This is a genomic window from Phycicoccus sp. (assembly GCF_035325325.1).
Classification (GTDB): domain Bacteria; phylum Actinomycetota; class Actinomycetes; order Actinomycetales; family Dermatophilaceae; genus Phycicoccus.
Genome location: NZ_DAOLAC010000003.1, coordinates 42095 through 56775, shown reverse-complemented (window position 1 = coordinate 56775; position 14681 = coordinate 42095). Strand labels below are relative to the sequence as shown.

Below are 14681 nucleotides of genomic sequence, written 5' to 3'. Positions count from 1 at the left end.
CGAATTGGTCAGTTGATGCGGCGGTAGAACGGCAGGGCGGTGATGGTGGCTGGCACCGCTGTTCCGCGGACGTCGATGGTCACGGAGGTGCCAGGCTCGGCGAGGGCGAGGTCGATGTAGGCCATGGCGATGGGGTGTCCGAGTGTTGGCGAGGGCGCACCGCTGGTGACGTAGCCGGCGACGTGACCGGTGACGGGGTTTAGGACGGTGGCCCCGGCGCGTGGAGCGCGACGGCCTTGTGGGAGCAGGCCGACGCGAACCTTGTCGACGGGGACCTGAGAACGGGCCTGTAGGGCTTGGCGGCCAACGAAGTCGCCGGACTTGTCAAGCTTGACTACCCTGCCCAGTCCGGCCTCGTAAGGGGTCAGTTCGCGGGAGAGCTCGTTGCCGTAGAGGGGCATCGCCGCTTCCAGGCGCAGGGAGTCGCGGCAAGCGAGCCCAGCGGGGGTGACACCGGCGGCAGCGCCGAAATCGATCAGCGCGGTCCAGATCTGAATCGCGTGCTTGGGGTTGCAGAAGATCTCGAAGCCGTCCTCGCCGGTGTAGCCAGTGCGGGCCAGGCGAGCCGGTGCATCACCAACGTGGCCTTCGGCGATCGCGTAGTACGGCAGTGCGTCGAGGTCGACGTCGGTCAGTGACCGCAGCACCCTCGTCGTCACTGGACCCTGAATGGCAATGAGGGCCCAGTCGTCACGGGAGTCGTGCACGGTGGCGTCGAAGCCGGCTGCCCGGGACTTCAGGGCGTCGAGGACGACCTGGGTGTTAGAGGCGTTAGCGACCACCATGTATCGGTGCTCGTCGAGGCGGTAGACGATGAGGTCGTCCAGGATCCCGCCGTTGCTTTGGCAGATCATCGTGTAACGGGCCTTGCTGACGGCTAGCGCCGCAAAGTCGCCCACCAGGGCGTAATTGAGGAAGGCGGACGCCTCGAGGCCGGTGACCTCGATCTCGCCCATGTGGGACAGGTCGAACAGACCGGCGGTGGTGCGCACGGCGTGGTGCTCGGCGAGCTCGCTGCCGTAACGCAGGGGCATCCGCCACCCGGCGAAGTCTGTGAACTGGGCGTTGGCGGCTGCGTGCACGTCGTGCAGGGCGGTGGTCTTGGACATTGGCTGCTCCGAAGTATTGGTCGTGGATTCGGCGCTCACGCGGAGAACGCCTCGGGCGGCGGGCAGGAACAGACGAGGTTGCGGTCGCCGTGGCTGCCGTCAATCCGCCGCACCGGCGGCCAGTACTTGTCCGCGGCCGACCCCGTGGGGTAGGCGGCCTGCTGCCGCGTGTACGGCTCGTCCCAGTCGTCGGCGGTCACGGACGCGGCGGTGTGCGGGGCCGCTCTGAGAGGACTTTCCTCGACGGCCCACCGCCCGGCGGCGACGTCCTCGATCTCGGCGCGGATGGCGACCATCGCGTCGATAAAGCGGTCAACCTCTGCGAGGTCCTCGGACTCAGTCGGCTCGACCATGAGGGTGCCGGCGACCGGGAACGACATCGTCGGGGCGTGGAACCCGTAGTCGATCAGCCGCTTGGCGACGTCGTCGACGGTGACGCCGGTCGACTTCGTCAGCGGCCGCAAGTCGAGGATGCACTCGTGCGCCACGAGCCCGTCGCTGCCCGTGTAAAGGGTGGGGTAGTGCGGCGCCAGCCGCTTGGCCACATAATTCGCGGCAAGCACGGCGACCTTCGTGGCCTTCGTCAGCCCTTCAGCACCCATGAGCCGCACGTAAGCCCAGCTGATCGGCAGGATCCCGGCCGACCCGTAGGGCGCGGCAGCGACCGGGCCGATGCCGGCACGTCGGTCGGGGTCTGGGTGTAATGGGTGAGAGGGAAGGTAGGGCGCCAGGTGGGCGGCAACACCGATGGGTCCAACACCGGGGCCGCCGCCGCCGTGGGGGATGCAGAACGTCTTGTGCAGGTTGAGGTGAGAGACATCGCCACCGAATAGGCCAGGAGCGGCCAGCCCTAGCAGGGCGTTGAGGTTCGCCCCGTCGACGTATACCTGGCCTCCGTGGTCGTGCACGAGGTCGCACAACTCGGTGATGCCTTCCTCGTACACCCCGTGCGTAGAGGGGTAGGTAACCATGACGGCCGCCAGACGGTCGCCGTGCTCGGTCAGCTTGACGCGCACGTCGTCGAGGTCGATGGTGCCGTCCTCGTTGCCGCGGACGACGACCACGCGCATGCCCGCCAGGACGGCGGAGGCGGCGTTGGTGCCGTGGGCGGAGGATGGGATGAGGCACACGTCGCGGTGCTCGTCCCCGTTGGCGCGGTGGAAGGCACGGATGGCGAGCAGTCCGGCCAGCTCGCCTTGGCTGCCGGCGTTCGGCTGGATGGACACCTTCGCGTAGCCGGTAAGGTCAGCGAGCCAGGTCTCGAGCTGGCCGATGAGGGTGGCGTATCCGGTCGCTGCTGCGGCCGGGGCGAACGGGTGGAGGTCGGCGAACCCGGGAAAGGAGATGGGTTCCATCTCGGTGGTCGCGTTGAGCTTCATGGTGCAGGAGCCGAGCGGGATCATCCCGCGGTCAAGCGCGTAGTCCTTGTCCGACAGGGAGCGCAGGTATCGCAGCATCTTGGTCTCTGAGTGGTGAGTCCGGAACACCTGGTGGGTGAGGACGTCGGTGCGCCGCAGGAGCAGGACCGGCAGGGCCACCGGTCCCGGGGACGGGGTAATGGCGACGCCGAACGCGGTAAGGACGGCGGCCAGGTGCTTCTGCGTGGTGCTCTCCCCCACCGAGACGGCGACGTGGTCATCGTCCACGGCGCGTAGGTGGATCCCGAACTTGGCTGCAGCAGCGATGACCTTGCCGGCCCGTCCAGGCACCGTGGCGATGAACGTGTCGAAAAATTGCTGGTGGACGACTTCGACGCCAGCCGCGTGCAGAGCGGCGGCGAGACCTGTGGAGTCGGTGTGGATCCGGCGGGCGATACGGCGCAGCCCATCCGGACCGTGGTAAACGGCGTACATAGACGCCACGACGGCGAGCAGGACCTGGGCGGTGCAGATGTTCGAGGTCGCCTTATCCCGGCGTATGTGCTGCTCACGCGTTTGCAGCGCCAACCGGTACGCGGGGCGTCCCTCGGCGTCGACGCTCACCCCCACCAGTCGCCCGGGGAGATTGCGTTCGAGGCCGGAGCGCACGGCGATGTACCCGGCGTGGGGCCCGCCGTAGCCCATCGGCACCCCGAACCGTTGGGTCGAGCCGACGACGATGTCAGCGCCCCACTCGCCGGGAGGTGTGAGCAGGGTGAGCGCGAGCAGGTCGGCGGCGACGGTGACCTGCATGCCGCGCTCGTGGGCCTGTGTGACCGTTACCCGGTGGTCGGCGATGGAACCGGACGCGCCCGGATACTGGAGCACGACACCGAAGGCCTCGTCCTCGGGAAGACCGCCTCGTAGGTCGGTAAGGACGACTTCAACGCCCACGGCCTCGCACCGGGTGCGTAGCACCGCCACGCTCTGCGGCATGACGTCGGCGTCGACAAGGACCACCGCGCGGTGACGGATTGCGGTCCGTCGCATGATGGTGACCGCTTCGGCGACCGCGGTGGCCTCGTCGAGCAGAGACGCGTTGGCGGTGGGAAGGCCTGTGAGGTCTCCGATCATGGTCTGAAAGTTCAACAGCGCCTCGAGCCGCCCTTGGGAGATCTCCGGCTGGTATGGCGTGTAGGCGGTGTACCAAGCCGGGCTCTCCAGCACTCGCCGACGGATGACGCCAGGAGTAATCGTGGAGTGGTACCCCAGCCCGATCATTGGCTCGCCGGGAGTGTTCTGCGCGGCAAGGGAGCGCAACTCAGCCAGGACTTGCGCCTCGCTCGCCGCCTGGGGCAGGGAGAGCTCGGTAGACATCCGTACACCGGCGGGAACCGCGTCGTCGATAAGAGAATCGAGAGATGAGTACCCGAGCTCGGCCAGCATGGCCGCCTGCTCGTTTGGGGTGAAGCCGATGTGGCGAGTGAAGAATTCGCCCCGTTCGTGGGTCATGGAGGCTCCCGTGAGGAACCGTGCGCGGGCACGGCAGAGTGGTTGCCTCCCCGCTCTGTCATCGGACCTGAGAGCTTCACCGCAGTGTGCGGTTTGCACCGTGGGTGCAGGCCATGGGGCCTGCTTTCCAGAGTTCGCCTCACCAGCACGGTCTGTGGGCCTGAGAGATTCTGGGAAGGTTTGCTCCTTCGGCGCCGAGAACTGGTCTCGACTCTCCCGCCCTGGTTCGAACGGCGCGATCTTCTGTTGTTGTCGGTGACGTTAAGACGCCGGCTGGGGCGCGGTCAAGGGTTGTCCGAGGGTTGTTGAGGCTGCTCGGGCCCTTCCACCCTTGCTAGAGCAGGAATCTTCTTGGACGCCCCCCGGGCTAAAGGCTGCCGGAAACTTGTCCGCTAGCTACGTGCCAACCTCACCACGGTGGCGCCTCTTGCATGGTCAGCCCTCAAGACAGCCGCTCCACGAACGTCACACCCCCGAGTCTCACACCTCATGCACCCCGGGTCCCTCCCTGCGTCGTGACGTGACCTCGGAGCCCTCCAGCCGGGCTTTGGGTGATCGTGACGATGAGTCTCCACAAACTCACGGCTGGCGCTGGTTACACCTACCTCACCCAGCAAGTCGCCGCCCACGACCGCACTGGCGACGCCCGGATACCGCTTGCGACCTACTACGCCGAGAGCGGTGAGACTCCGGGCCAGTGGGTCGGGCGCGGGATGTCGGGGGTACTGGGGCTCACGGCGGGGGATGAGGTCACCGCCGACCAGATGAAGGCTCTGTACGGCGAAGGGCTGCACCCTCTCGCGCAGCGGTTCGCCACGTCGTTGGCTGGGCCGGACCTCTCCGAACGGGACCGCGCGGCCGTCACGCGGCTTGGTGCCCCCTTCTTGGTCTACGCGGGCGACGTCACCGGGTTCCAAGTCCAGGTCGCCCAACGGATCGCGGGCTTCGACGCTGAGATGGCGTCGCCAGAGGTCGAGGCCCGAGTTCGCACCGAGGTCGCCCTCGAACAGTTCCGCGAAGAGAAGGGACGCGAGCCCTTCGATGCCCGCGAGCTCGGGTCGGCGATCGCGCGATACACGCGACCGCGCACCAGTGCCATTGCCGGGTTCGACCTGACCTTCTCTCCCGTGAAGTCGGTCAGCGCGCTTTGGGCGGTCGCGCCACCGTCGGTCGCGGCACAGATCGAACTCGCCCACCACGACGCCGTTAGAGATGCTTTGACCTTCATCGAGGACCACGCCCTGTACAGCCGAGAGGGCAAGGCCGGGGTCCGGCAAGTCGACGTCAAGGGCCTGGTCGCCGCCGCCTTCGTCCACCGTGACTCCCGCTCCGGCGACCCCGACCTCCACACCCATGTGGCGGTGGCCAACAAGGTCCAGACGCTGTCGGGAAAATGGCTGTCGATCGACGGACGCCTCCTGTACAAAGCCAACGTCGCTGCCTCCGAGACCTACAACACCGCACTGGAAGGCCATCTGCGCCGACGCCTCGGCGTCCGGTTCACCGAACGGCAACCCTTGGACCGTTCGCGCCGACCAGTCCGCGAGATCGTCGGCGTCGATCCTCGACTCATCGCCCGCTGGTCGAGCCGCCGCGCCAGCATCGTCGCGCGCACCCGAGAACTGTCCGCCACGTTTCAGGCCGACCATGGCCGCCCGCCGACAGTGGTTGAGTCCATCCACCTGTCACAGGTCGCCACCCTGGACACTCGCGGCGCCAAGCACGACCCACGCACCGTTGACGAGCAGCGCGCGTCCTGGGCCGCGCAGGCCCGGGAGCTACTTGGCAGCTCGCAGAGAGTCGCCACGATGGTGCAATACGCCCTCTCCCCCGCTGTTGGGACGCCGCGTCCCGTCGTAGATGACGCCCGGGTCGCGTCCACCGCGCACCTAGTCCTGACCGAGATCCAACAGCGCCGATCGACATGGCAGGTTGGCATGTGCGCTCCGAAGCGCACCGCCAAGTCCGCTCCCTCGGTACTGCCCCCGACGACGTCGACGCGCTTATCGACCAGGTCACCGCTCACGTCCTCAGAGCGTCATCAGTGCGCCTCACCCCCACCGGCGACGGGGTCAGCGAGCCCGCATCGCTGCGCCGCCAAGACGGTTCCAGTGTGTACACGGTCGCCGGCTCAGCCGTGTACTCCAGCCGCGAGATCCTCACCGCCGAGCGCCGAGTCGTCACCGCCGCCGGCAAGTTCGACCGCCCCGCCGCGAGCGAGGACGCCGTCACGCTCGCTCTCCTCGAGGAGGCCGCCAACGGTGTCGCACTCAACGCCGCTCAGGTCGCCCTCGTGCGATCGATGGCGACCTCCGGTCGTCGAGTCCAGCTCGCCCTGGCACCAGCAGGCTCGGGCAAGACCACCGCGATGACCGCTCTGGCCAATGCCTGGACCAGCGGCGGCGGAGCCGTCCTCGGGTTAGCGCCCTCGGCCGCCGCCGCGGCCGTCCTGCGCGACCACATCGGAACCACCACGGACACCCTCGCCAAGCTGACCTGGTCGATCGCGCACAGCGACCTCCCCGACTGGGCCCAGCAAGTCGGCCCCAGCACCCTTGCGATCATCGACGAGGCCGGGCTGGCCGACACTCTCACTCTCGACACCGCGATCGCCTTCATCACCAGCCGAGGCGGCCAAGTCCGGCTCGTCGGCGACCACCACCAGCTGTCGGCGATCGGCGCCGGCGGCGTCCTCCAGGACATCGCCACCACCCACGGCGCGATCCACCTCACCGAGCTCGTCCGGTTCGTCGACCCCGCTGAAGGGTCCGCATCCCTCGCCCTACGCGACGGCCGCGCCGAAGCCCTCGGGTTCTACCTCGACCACCGCCGCGTCCATGTTGGAGGCCTCACCACGATCACCGACGGCGCCTTCACCTCCTGGGCCACCGACCGCTCCCAAGGCCTGAACAGCCTCATGATCGCCCCGACCCGAGAGCTCGTCAGAGACCTCAACCGTCGCGCTCAAACCCACCGGCACACCCACGCCCCGCCAGGCCACGGCGTGCGCTTGCACGATGGGTCGACCGCCCACGTCGGTGACACCGTCATCACCCGACACAACCACCGACGCCTCGCCGTCGGCGCCCGAGACTGGGTCAAAAACGGCGACCGGTGGACCGTTCATGCGACTCACTCAGACCACTCCCTCACCGTCCGCCAGCCAAGGTCAACCCGCACCCTGCGGCTCCCGTCGCAGTACGTTTCCGAGTTCGTCGAGCTCGGGTACGCCACCACCATCCACGGCGCCCAAGGCGTGTCCGTCGACACCATGCACGGGCTCGCCACCGGCTCCGAAAGCCGCCAGCAGCTCTACACGATGCTCACTCGAGGCGCCGTGGCCAACCACGTCTACCTCCTGACCGCCACCGATGGCGACCCCCACAGCGTCATCCGCCCCGAGAACGTCCATCCGCCGACCGCCACCGACATCCTCGAAGGGATCCTCAGCCGCGACGACCGCCACGTCTCGGCCACCACCCTGCAACGTGAGTACACGAACCCCGCGGCTCGTCTCGCCGACGCCGCCGCGCGCTACACCGACGCCCTGCACCACGCCGCCGAGCAGCACGCCGGCCCCACCGCACTCGCCCATCTCGATGCCAACGCCGAGGCCGAGCTGCCAGGCCTGACCGACGAACCCGCCTGGCCCACCCTGCGAAGCCACCTCACCCTGCTCTCCACCACCGGAGTCGACCCCACTACAACGCTGCGCCAGGCGATCGCTCTGCGCGAGATCGACTCCGCGCACGACCGGGCCGCCACCCTCGACTGGCGCCTCGACGACTCGGCCCTCGCGCCCGGAGGCCCCCTGCCATGGCTACCGGGAATCCCGCGCCCCCTCGCCGCCCACCCCACCTGGGGGCCCTACCTCGAGAAGCGCGCCAAGCTCATCAGCACGCTGGCACAAGACGTTGCACATACCGCGGAACGTACAGCGACACAGCCCAGCTGGGCGACACCAGGTCAGAACCTGACCCAAGACATCGTCACCGACATCGCAGTCTGGCGCGCCGCCCACGGGATCGAGGCCACCGACGTTCGGCCCACGGGACCCCGTCTCCAATCCAAGACCGAGACTCTCTGGCAGCGCGCTCTCACGTCCAGACTCGGCTCAACCGAGGCCCCTGCCATCGCCGAATGGACCCTGCGGCTCCACACCAGCGTCCGCGCCACCATCGGCGACCCCTACACGCCACGCCTTGCCGCACAGCTCCGCGACATCGCCCGCGCCGGCATCGACACCCACGCGTTGCTCTCAAGGGCCGCCGCGGCACCCCTCCCTGACGACCACCCCGCCGCCGCCCTCTGGTGGCGCATCAGCCGCCACCTCACCCCGGCCGCGACCAACAGCCCGGAGAACGTCACGGCGCTGACCCCAGCGTGGGCCGAGCCACTCGCCAACGCCGTAGGACCAGCCCAGGCGGAGGCAATCCAGTCCAGCCGCTGGTGGCCCGCCCTCGTCGCCACCGCCGACCATGCGCTCGCCCTCGGTCTGCCCCTTACGGAGATCCTCAACCTCGCCGCAACTCCCGACTCATCAACCGACATCGACACGTGCCAAGCCCTTGTATGGCGCCTGACCCTGCTCACGGACCCCATCCCCGTCGAGGACACCGAACCCGACCCCGACGTGGGCGAGCAGCCATGGTTCCCACCCGAAAACGGCGCCAACGCCAGCCCGCAGACTGCTCCGCCCAGTGCGGACCCAGGAACCGAACTCACCGCACTCATGCTGGCCCGGTCCGCGATGACCGTCCTCGAGCGCAGCGACGCCGAGATCGAGCACGAGGTCGCCCGCGCGGCCGCGTGGGACGACGCTCCCTTCACCCCGCAACGCGCCGCTGAGATCAACGTCATGGCACGCGACTACTACGCCACACACCTGCACGACACTTGGGCCGACGGCTACCTACGCGACCGCCTCCGAACCACCTCGCCGCCGGCCGACGCCGGGTACGCACCCCCTGGCTGGACCAACATCACCGGCCACCTCCGACGCCTCGGGGTCAACGACGACGAGCTCCTCGCCGTCGGTATTTCGTCGCGCGCCCGCACGGGGCGGCTCATTGACCGCTTCCGTGACTGCCTCGTCCTGCCCATCACCTCAGACCGTCTGGTCGTCGGGTTCGTCGCACGACGCCACCCCGACGCGGGAGACGACAGTGGGCCGAAGTACCTCAACACCCCCACTACAGCCCTGTTTCACAAAGGGGACGTGCTCTACGGCTACGACAAGAACCGCCTTCTCGCAGGCGCTACCCCGGTCCTGGTCGAAGGCCCGCTAGACGCGCTGGCCATCGACCACTCCGACGGCGACAGCTACTGCGGCGTGGCTCCTCTGGGGACCGCACTTACACCAGCGCAAGCGCGACTGCTCGCCAGCGCCGAGCGCCGAGTCATCGTGGCCACCGACAATGACGCTGCCGGGCAGGCAGCAGCCGAACGCGCCTACTGGCTACTGGCACAGCACGGGACGGTACCCAGTTCCATCCGCCTGCCCCCGGGCATGGACCCGAGCGACCTACTCAGCAACGGTGGCTCAGACCTCCTCGCTCAGCGCCTGAAAGGTGCGCACCCACTTGCTTACGACCTACTCCGCCACGTAGCACAAGACGGCAATCAGAACGTCGAGCGCGCAACCACCATCGTCGCTGCCAGCACTAGCGACACCTGGGAAGACCTGATCCGCGAAACCGCCGCAGCGTTCGACATCGAACCTGCTGCGATCGTGTCGTCCCTCGCCATCGGCGCCCGGCAATGGGTCCACGACCCAGCCCGCGTCGCGCTTCTCGCCGTTCACAGCAGCACACAGGCGAGACAACGAAACTCACCGAGTGGGCAGCCCCGCGATCGCAGTCGCACAGCGCGAGACCGTTCTGGCACCAACTTGATGACCAGTCGCTCACTCATTTTTTAGCGCGATCAACCCTCGCCATGACGGCTGACGAACTGCCCCAACCGCCAGACCACGTTGTACGCATTCCACGGCTTGACGTCGACGGGCTGCCAACGCCTGCCAGCCAACCAATCCGGAATGTTGCAGCAGAGACGGTGGCCCGAAAGGCGCACAAGGGTGCGGCACAGCTGGGTCCGAAGAACGTGAAACCCCATAGCGAGCTCCAATGGGAAGGCAGCCCCCGAATGGGGCCGTCATTGCTCGCTGCGGGTCACGCTCCCAAGAGTAGACCAGCGGCAACCGCCGTCCAGGGCGGCAACACGATCTGTACCAACCGACATCGAGCCCTCGCGGTGAGCCGCAAAACTCATGTTCTAGTGGTTCTTGCGGGGGGCCGCCGACCCCACTCGTCGATGTCGTCAGGCGGAGGGTTCCAGATTCGACCCTCATGACCTCGAATCGCATTGGGACGTTCAACCCAACGACGCACGGGCCACCCGCGTTGTCGGCGACCGTCGATGGATACCCACACGCCTGGCCCGATCCACATCCGCCAACCCTCGCGAGCTAACTCTGCGGCCCACTCCTCCTCGGACTCGCCTGCGTCGTCCGACCACGCGTAATAGTCGAACTGCCAACCAGCCATGGCGCTGCAATCTAGGGCCCTGCGCTGACATCCCATGGACCTCCGCGATCGACGTAGTGCAACCACCAAGGGTCGCTACTTGCGGCATGAGGGGACGACCGATGGCCCCTCCTGTTGCACTCGGCAGCGCTCACGTCCGGCGTGGGCGGCGAGGGCAGTCCCGTGCGTCAGCGGTCATGCGAGTGGCGGCCGCACCCCCGCGACGGCGGTGAGCCGAGCGTTAAGCCTTGCGATCGCGCCGTCAAACCACTCGTCGTCAATCCAGAAGCGCGCGCCGGTGGTTTGACCATTCCGCGTCTCCGAACGATTGAGTCTTGAACCTTGGTCGGGATGTGTGGCCGGCCGGGCGTGGAGTACGTCGTTTCTGACCTCTGCTGCGACGAACAGAGACTTGTACACCTCTTAGGTAGTCCTTGATCGGTCCGTCATCCGCCGCTCTCGCCGCCTTCCTCACCGCGGCAGCGATGCCCGAGGTCATCAAGGGTTCTAACCGGGCCAGCACAAGATCTTCAGGCAGTCGATCCTCCAAGCGGTGTAGATCACCAAGGATGGTCCACTCCATCGACGAGACGGTGTAGGCCACCTCGCCGATCCTCGCGAGGTATTGGGACTCGGGCAGCGCGACTCGTGAGATCTCCACGTCGCCCAGCCTCTCAGCTGACGTTGTGATCGCGGCATGTCTGATGGCTCGACTTCAGAGATGGTCTCGGAGGATCGCCGGTTGCGACTCGCGGGCTACGAGGTCTACCGGTTCGGCGGGTAGGAGCTGTTCGGTTCAGGAGTCACGACCCGTGTTGAGGAGTTCTTTGATGACCCTGCGGCGCGCATGCCTTTGAAGATCGGGACCATCCTCCCAACAGAAGGCGACACGAACTTCGACCGGACCTAGGAGGGTGAAGCGCTACTGCCCGTCGGGGATGGAGACGACGATGAGCCGCCCGCCCCAGAACCCGCCGCCGCCCCTATGGCCAGTCCTCCCAACATGGAGACTAAGCCCAAGCCAACGAGCAATAGCCCTGCCGCGGACATCCGCTGACCGGGTGGCCTCGAGCTGTCGAAGGCGATTTTGAACGCCTTCCGAATGATCTCGATGAGGATGGAAGTGGCTGAGCCGGCCTCCTTGTTGGCAACCGTGAACACATCCAGGAGGAATCCAGCCACGAACATGACGCCGCCGACAATCACTAGCCACTTGCCCGCCGTCCCGAGCGATTCCGCCAACGCGTCCATACCGAGCCCTCCCTGCTAGACCTCCAGTCGAGTATGGCGCAGGGGCACGCATCTGTGAATGCCCAATGGGCCGCAGCGCCGCCTATGGCGGCATCAGTTGCGGCATTGCCGGACGTTCGGCCTAAACGGGTGGCAAGGGAGCCGGCACTCCAAGCCCGGACGCCTCCGAGACGCGAATAGCCTCACGCAGGTAGTCCGCCAGTTCCTGGCGATGGTCTTCGAGATCCTCTGGGTCTGTGGATCGAGAAAGCCGGAGCCACTCTCCGAGCCGATCCCCTTGGACCACCATTCCCGGATAAAGCCGCCCCTGGTTCGAACCACGACGAGGTTGGTCGACTCAGAAAGTAGCTCGAGGTCAGTGGCGTAATCCATCCGCCGAGCGTCCCACGCTCCAAGTGGTCGCGGCATGCGAACGTCCTGCGACTGATCGAGAGATCCCTCTTCGCGTTGGAACCGTTTGGCCCTACGCTATTGGAAGGCGGAGCCAATGAGGCTCCTTGGTGGCCGAGCGCTGATGAGGCGCGAACCGCGCACCGGGCCGGATGTGAGCCGGCCGAGTGCGACAAGTCGAGGAACCCGACATGTCGTGCTCCAAGTTGCCCTACCCCACTCAGCAAGCCGCCATAGTCGCGTTGCGCGGCATCCTTCGCGCCAATCGAGGACGGGACCGCAAGTTGCCTACCGGCACCCATCTCTGCAGCGACTGCCACCGCTGGCACATCACATCCAAGTCCGGGCACCAGGTGCCACCGTGGAAGAATAGAGCCAAATACCGCACATCCCGCTAACGGCCTTCAGCGGCCTGTGCGGACGTGTGCATCGGAGTGATTGGCAGCGAAATGACGCACCTTGGCCCGTCCGCGTTCGCCGATGGTCGGGCGTCCGCCATCGCCTCACACCGCCGACTGCGGCATGGGTGGCGCACCGCCCCGGCCAGAGCTAGCGCCTCTCGTCGCGTTTCCCTTCGGCGATGAGCCGCTGTTGTTGTCATAAGGATCACCGATGTGAGTGAGATGCCGGTGAAGTTTGTACAACGTCGGTACGGTGCCTGACACCACATCCGCAGCAACCCGGGGGCAACACATGGCCGAACAGTCGTGGCACGAGGCACGCCTGATCCCAACGTCCGGCATCAGCGGTGCCGACGAGCAGGAGCGAAGGGCAACATCGGCGCTACTCGCCGTCCTTGGTGCCGTCCGGGAGTTCAACCGCGCGCTGCTCAAGCCCCTCGGTGCGCCGTCCGGGACGGTCGAGTGCTACATCGAGGTGCCCTTCCTCCTCGGGGACAAAAAGGTCTTCCCCGACGGCCTGATCCGTGTCTCCCGAGGTACCAAGTCGTGGACCGCGTTGGTCGAGGTCAAGACAGGCAGCAACGAGCTCGCAACCGAGCAGCTCGAGAACTACTTGGACGTCGCCCGGGAGCAAGGCTTCGACGCGCTGTTGACGATCAGCAACGAGATTCCGGCCATCGCCGGCCAGCACCCGACGAAGGTGGACAAGCGCAAGCTCCGCAAGGTCGCAATCCACCACCTCTCCTGGTCGCAGGTTCTCGCAGAGGCGGTCATGCAGAAAGAGTTTCGCGGGGTCGCCGACCCCGACCAGGCATGGATCCTCGGCGAGCTCATCCGCTACCTCGAGCACACCCGAAGCGGAGCCTTGGAGTTCGACGACATGGGCGAGTCCTGGACCGGCGTTCGTGACTCCGTCGCAGCGGGCACGCTGCGGGCGACGGACAGAGGGATCCCGACAGTGGTCTCCAGCTTCGACGCGCTCCTGCGCTTCACCAGCCTCAGCCTGGGGCGCCGCCTCGGAACGGAGGTCGTTCCTGTCCTGTCCCGCAAGGAGCTGGCCGATCCCACGCTTCGCGCGTCCGCGCTGACCCAGCAGCTTGCCTCTACCGGTCAGCTCTCCGGAACGATCCGCATCCCAGACACTGCCGGGCACCTCGTCATCACCGCCGATCTCCGAGCCGGACAGGTCACCTGTCACGTCGACATCGACGCTCCCAGAGAAGGCCGACCGACCACGCGGGTCAACTGGCTGATCCGTCAGCTCAAGAACGCCCCGGACACCACACGGGTCGAGTGCATGACCGCGCACTCGCGCGGCTCCTCCAGCGCCGAACTGCTGCGCACCGTGCGCGAGAACCCGGCGTCACTCGTCGCCGACCCCTCCCGCGAGATCCGATCCTTCCGTGTGGCTCGCACCACGGCCTTGGGAACCAAGCGCGGCCGCGGACGTGGGGCGTTCATCGACTCCGTCCTCACGGCCGTGGACTCGTTCTACGCCGAAATCCTCGGCGACCTCAAGACGTGGGCAGCGGCCCCGCCAAAACTGCGACCGGAAGTCCCCGCCACTCCGGAGGAGCGGGAGCCGACGCACCCGGCCAGCCTGGCCTCGACGGACTACTCCTCACAGGACGGGCCGGACACGGTGGGAGCGCCAGATTCTTCTGCAACTGAGCCGGCCGAGTTGGCGGACTAAGTCTTTAGTTCGACACGACGCGGCATGTGAGGAAGTCCTCCCGCGAAGCGTTGCAGTCTGGTGAAGGAGCGCCTACCTTCGGCGGTTTTGGAGCCATTGGGCGGCATGCTGGCCGAATCGAGAAGGCGGTGCCTTGGGACCGGTGATTGCCGCCCGGTTTCGTTTGCGCCGGATGCGGAGGTGATTTGTGAACGTTGAGCGGCCCGACGAGCGTGACGCGGCTCGAATCGTCGAGACGGTCTTGGGAGTTGACTTGAGACACGCCGACCAGAACGGCGGAGTCGACTACCTCTCAACGGACGGACGGCACGCCGTTGAGGTCACTCGCGTCACAGACGGTCGCAAACGGGCAGGCCGCGACGCGCTGACCAAATCCCGCCAGACTGAGAGGCCTGTCGCGGAACTGCAGACGTGCTGGCTGGTGATTGCTCCAGACACACAGC

5 protein-coding genes and 1 riboswitch are annotated in these 14681 nt (G+C 66.9%); of the genes, 3 read left to right on the top strand and 2 right to left on the bottom strand.

Translation table 11 applies throughout. The features are described from left to right. Nucleotides 1-8: 8 nt before the first annotated feature. Together gcvT and gcvP are read right to left on the bottom strand one after the other, a co-directional pair. Complete coding sequence (gene gcvT / locus PKA89_RS03280) at nucleotides 9-1148, bottom strand: glycine cleavage system aminomethyltransferase GcvT (protein WP_324416572.1); 1140 nt, start codon at nucleotides 1146-1148, stop codon at nucleotides 9-11. After that, nucleotides 1145-3979, bottom strand: a complete 2835-nt coding sequence (gene gcvP / locus PKA89_RS03275; protein WP_324416570.1) for an aminomethyl-transferring glycine dehydrogenase — start codon at nucleotides 3977-3979, stop codon at nucleotides 1145-1147. The genes gcvT and gcvP overlap by 4 nt, the downstream gene beginning before the upstream one ends. A gap of 138 nt (nucleotides 3980-4117) precedes the next feature. After that, nucleotides 4118-4208: riboswitch (glycine riboswitch) on the bottom strand. 322 nt (nucleotides 4209-4530) lie between these two features. Here gcvP and mobF point away from each other — a divergent pair. The 3 genes from mobF to PKA89_RS03260 all read left to right on the top strand — a co-directional run bounded on the left by mobF (nucleotide 4531) and on the right by PKA89_RS03260 (nucleotide 14238). Then, nucleotides 4531-6351, top strand: a complete 1821-nt coding sequence (mobF, locus tag PKA89_RS03270; protein WP_324416568.1) for a MobF family relaxase — start codon at nucleotides 4531-4533, stop codon at nucleotides 6349-6351. Next, nucleotides 6282-9899: an AAA family ATPase gene (locus tag PKA89_RS03265; protein WP_324416842.1), complete on the top strand. Its 3618-nt coding sequence runs from the start codon at nucleotides 6282-6284 to the stop codon at nucleotides 9897-9899. Before mobF ends, PKA89_RS03265 begins: the two co-directional genes overlap by 70 nt. Before the next feature lie 2938 nt (nucleotides 9900-12837). Continuing rightward, the gene (locus PKA89_RS03260) at nucleotides 12838-14238 is read left to right on the top strand and encodes a hypothetical protein (RefSeq protein WP_324416566.1); all 1401 of its coding nucleotides are present in this window, start codon (nucleotides 12838-12840) and stop codon (nucleotides 14236-14238) included. Nucleotides 14239-14681: the final 443 nt, after the last annotated feature.